The sequence below is a fragment of the Arthrobacter sp. AFG20 genome (assembly GCF_002892795.1).
Lineage (GTDB): Bacteria > Actinomycetota > Actinomycetes > Actinomycetales > Micrococcaceae > Arthrobacter.
The window spans coordinates 1-4,079 of the sequence record NZ_PJMC01000037.1; the positions used below are offsets into that span (position 1 = coordinate 1).

A 4,079-nucleotide genomic window follows, 5' to 3' on the forward strand; every position below is an offset into this window, starting at 1 on the left:
CGGCGGTGACGTGTCGCACCTGAACCTGCACAAGACCTTCTGCATCCCGCACGGCGGCGGCGGACCCGGCGTCGGCCCGGTTGCGGCCAAGGCCCACCTCGCTCCGTTCATGCCGGGAGATGCGAACAACGCTTCGTTCGAGGGTGGTGTAGCGGGGCACGGCGTCGCCATTTCCGCTTCGCGCTTCGGTTCGGCGGGCGTGCTGCCGATCTCCTGGGCCTACGTGAAGCTCATGGGGGGCGACGGCCTGACCGAGGCCACCAAGTCCGCGCTGCTGGCGGCGAACTATGTCGCTTCCCGGCTAAATGAGTTCTTCCCGGTCCTGTACACCGGCGAAGGTGGGCTCGTGGCGCACGAGTGCATCCTGGACCTGCGCGAACTCACGGCGCGCACCGGCGTCACCGCCGAGGACGTGGCCAAGCGCCTGATCGACTTCGGTTTCCACGCCCCCACCCTGGCGTTCCCGGTCGCCGGCACACTGATGGTGGAGCCCACCGAGTCCGAGGACCTGGCCGAGATCGACCGGTTCATCAAGGCCATGATCACCATCCACGCCGAGATTGAGCAGGTCGCCAACGGCGATTTCGCCGCGGAGAACTCCCCGCTGCGCAACGCACCCCACACGGCAGCCGCCGTCGTCAGTTCCAGCTGGGACCGTTCCTACCCCCGCGAGCAGGCCGCCTTCCCCGTGGCATCGCTCCGGCAGGACAAGTACTTCCCGCCGGTGGGCCGTATCGACGGTGCAGCCGGCGACCGGAACCTGGTCTGCTCCTGCCCGCCTCTCGAAGACTTCGAAAACTAAGGACTGACAATGACCGAGAACTACACCGCGCTCTACGACCAGCACAAGAAGGCCGGCGCGTCCTTCACCGACTTCGGCGGCTGGCAGATGCCGCTCAAGTACACCTCCGAGCTTGCCGAGCACCACGCCGTGCGCAACGCGGCCGGCCTGTTCGACCTCTCCCACATGGGGGAAGTCTGGGTCACCGGCCCGGATGCCGGCGCCTTCCTGGACTACGCCCTGGCCGGCAAGCTGTCCGCAATCGCCGTCGGCAAGGCCAAGTACTCCCTGATCTGCGACGCCGACGGCGGCATCATCGACGACCTGATCTCGTACCGCCGTGGCGAGGAGGAGTACCTGGTGGTCCCCAACGCCGGCAACGCAGCACAGGTGGCCGCTGCCCTCGCCGAGCGTGCCGCGAACTTCGACGTCGCCGTCGGGGACGTCTCGGCGGAGACCTCGCTGATCGCGGTGCAGGGGCCCAGCGCGGAAGCCATCCTGCTCCAGCTGGTCCCGGCCGAACAGCACGCACTGGTGACCGAGCTGAAGTACTACGCGGCTGTTGAGGTAGGGATTGCCGTCAACGACGTTGTCCAGACTCTGCTGCTGGCGCGCACCGGCTACACGGGCGAGGACGGCTTCGAAATCTACGTGCCCAACGACGACGCTGCCCGGTTGTGGGAGGCGCTTCTGGACGCGGGCACCGTGCACGGACTCATCCCGGCGGGCCTGGCCTGCCGTGACTCGCTGCGCCTGGAAGCCGGCATGCCGCTCTACGGCAACGAGCTCTCGAGCCGCGTCAATGCGTACGCGGCGGGGCTGGGCCCGGTGGTGTCGCTGGCCAAGGAAAGCGACTTCGTGGGCAGGGAGGCACTGGCTGCAATCAAGGCAGCCGGCGTCGGTTCCACCATTGGCCAGAAGCTCGTGGGCCTCAAGGGCCTGGGCCGGCGCGCCGCCCGCGGCCACTACCCCGTTCTCAAGGACGGCACGCTGGTCGGCGAGGTCACCTCCGGCCAGCCTTCCCCCACCCTCGGCTATCCGGTGGCGATGGCGTATGTCGACGTCGAGTATTCCGAAGTTGGCACGGTCCTGGACGTCGACCTGCGCGGCAAGGCCGAGCAGTTCGAAGTGGTCTCACTGCCGTTCTACAAGCGGGCACGTTAGGCCCGGCAGCGCCAACATCCTCCGCGTGCTCGGTCGCGAAGACGCCCACTGGGCGGACGTGACGCTCCCTTAGACGCACGCTTCCGGATGCCGGCCCCGCAGGGGCCGTCCGGACTGTTATTCAAACGACGAAGTTAGGAATTGAAATGAGCAAAGTTGTTTCTGAACTGAAGTACTCGGCTGAGCACGAATGGGTTGCTGCTGACGGGGCCGGGCCTGTGGGGATCGGCATTTCCGCTGTCGCGGCCGACGCCCTGGGCGACATCGTGTACGTGGACCTGCCCGAGGTCGGCTCCACCGTCACGGCAGGCGAGACCTGCGGCGAGGTGGAATCCACCAAGTCCGTCTCCGACCTATATGCACCGGTGACCGGCGAAGTGACCGAGATCAACGACGGCGTCGTCGCCGATCCGGCCCTGATCAACAGCGATCCCTATGGCGCCGGCTGGCTGTTCAAGGTGGCCGTCACCGACGAGGGCCCGCTGATGTCGGCCGAAGAATACGCGGCGACAAACGGCGGCGAACTCTAGCTCCACCCCCAGCAAGTCCACCTCCCCAGCCCGAACCGACCACAACTCTCCAGTTAGGAACCGACCATGGCTGTTGGCGTCTTTGATCTCTTCTCGATCGGCATTGGCCCTTCGTCATCGCACACCGTTGGACCCATGCGGGCTGCGGCGGTGTTCGCGGAGGAGCTGACGTCCTCCGGGGTGCTGGGGCAGGTGGCCTCGCTGCGGGTGGACCTGTACGGCTCACTCGCGGCAACCGGCCATGGACACGGAACCATGACGGCGATCCTGCTGGGCCTGGAAGGCTTCCACCCCGAGCTGATCCTGCCCGATGAGGTCGAGGAACGGCTCGCCGCGATCGCGGAGTCCGGAACCCTGCAGCTGGCAGGGTCCGTCGCCCTGCCCTACGGGGTGAAGGACATGGTCCTGCGGCCGCTGACCATCCTGCCGCGGCACACCAACGGCATGACCTTCACGGTCTCGGACGCCGCGGGCGAGGTCCTGCACAGTGCCACCTTTTTCTCGGTCGGCGGCGGGTTCATTGTCCGCGAGGGCGAGGAGGATGCGGCCCAGCAGGAGCTCGATGAGTCCAAGAAGGAGCTGCCGCTGCCGTTCCGCACCGCCGCGGACCTGCTGGAGCACTGCCGCTCCCAGGGCCTGTCCATCGGGGACATCATGCTGGTCAACGAGCGCACGTCCCGGTCCGAGGAGGACATCCGGGCAGGCCTGCTGCATATCTATTCGGTGATGGAGGGCTGCGTGGCAACCAGCCTGAAGCGTGAGGGGCTGCTGCCCGGCGGGCTGAAGGTCCGCCGTCGTGCTCCGGACTGGCACGAGCGGCTCCTGAAGGAGGACAAGGACGGGGACCCCATGTACTGGCAGGAATGGGTGAACCTGATCGCCCTGGCGGTCAATGAGGAGAACGCTTCAGGAGGCCGGGTGGTCACCGCACCCACGAACGGCGCCGCCGGCATCATCCCGGCCGTCCTCTACTACGCGCTGCACTTCGCTCCCGGGATGGACCAGGCGACCCAGGAAGACCGCGACGACGTCGTGGTGAAATTCCTGCTCGCCGCCGGTGCCGTCGGGGTGCTGTACAAGGAACAGGCGTCCATCTCCGGCGCGGAGGTGGGGTGCCAGGGTGAGGTGGGTTCGGCGTCGTCGATGGCCGCCGCCGGCCTTGCCGAGGTCATGGGCGGCACACCCGCACAGGTGGAGAATGCCGCCGAAATCGCCATGGAGCACAACCTGGGCCTGACCTGCGACCCCATCGGCGGGCTGGTGCAGGTGCCCTGCATCGAACGCAATGCCATTGCCGCCGCCAAGGCCATCAACGCGGCCAAGATGGCGTTGTGGGGCGACGGCTCGCACCGGGTCTCGCTGGACGAGGTCATCGTGACCATGCGCGAAACCGGCAAGGACATGAGCTCCAAATACAAGGAAACCGCGATGGGCGGCCTCGCCGTCAACGTCGTGGCCTGCTGATTTAGCACTCCTGCAGATTTAGTACTAGGGAAAGAGAACAATGACACTGGCACCAGAAGGCCGGAAAATGCTGCGGATCGAGCAGCGCAATGCGGCCACCCCGGTGGAACGCAAACCGGACTGGATCAAGGCCAAGGTCC

General features: G+C 66.7%; 3 protein-coding genes and 1 pseudogene. All 4 read left to right on the forward strand.

The window, feature by feature from the left end:
• Nucleotides 1–802, forward strand: a pseudogene (locus CXZ05_RS22565) (glycine dehydrogenase (aminomethyl-transferring)); the annotation flags it as partial.
• A 9-nt stretch (nt 803–811) separates the two neighbouring features.
• Entirely contained in the window at nt 812–1,945 is a 1,134-nt protein-coding gene (gene gcvT, locus CXZ05_RS22570) for a glycine cleavage system aminomethyltransferase GcvT (RefSeq protein WP_102974684.1), read from the forward strand.
• Between the two features lie 146 nt (nt 1,946–2,091).
• Nucleotides 2,092–2,475, forward strand: a complete 384-nt coding sequence (gcvH, locus tag CXZ05_RS22575; RefSeq protein WP_102974685.1) for a glycine cleavage system protein GcvH — start codon at nt 2,092–2,094, stop codon at nt 2,473–2,475.
• Nucleotides 2,476–2,541: 66 nt separating this feature from the next.
• Complete coding sequence (locus tag CXZ05_RS22580; RefSeq protein WP_102974686.1) at nt 2,542–3,939, forward strand: L-serine ammonia-lyase; 1,398 nt, start codon at nt 2,542–2,544, stop codon at nt 3,937–3,939.
• Nucleotides 3,940–4,079: the final 140 nt, after the last annotated feature.